We start from the raw sequence: 252 nt of genomic DNA, 5'->3' as shown, positions 1-252 counted from the left end.
TAGGGCCAAGCGGTCAGGCTTGGCAATGCGAGACAGCTCCTCTGATCCGCGCACAAACTGGGCGGCATGGACTTCTTCCCTCATCTTAAGTTCGAAGTGATCCCTGATACGAAGCCGGAAAGCGACCAGCGCGTCCAGCGACAGTCGCCAATCCCGCTCGTGAACCACCAACCCGGAAAGAACGAAATATCGGCTGGGCGAGTTCACCATGCCTGCTTCACCGCTCTCGTCCACATACATGAAGTACATGCT

Annotated in this window: 1 protein-coding gene; it reads right to left on the bottom strand. The window is 56.7% G+C overall.

Annotated features, from left to right (window positions below):
- Positions 1–252: DUF3800 domain-containing protein (locus ACQG3P_RS20905; RefSeq protein WP_426806126.1), on the bottom strand; the 252-nt coding region annotated here is incomplete at both ends.

It is taken from the genome of Stenotrophomonas sp. SrG, assembly GCF_050031795.1.
Classification (GTDB): domain Bacteria; phylum Pseudomonadota; class Gammaproteobacteria; order Xanthomonadales; family Xanthomonadaceae; genus Stenotrophomonas; species Stenotrophomonas rhizophila_A.
The sequence above is the reverse complement of the archived record's forward strand: the minus strand, read 5'-3'. Positions and strand labels throughout refer to the sequence as shown.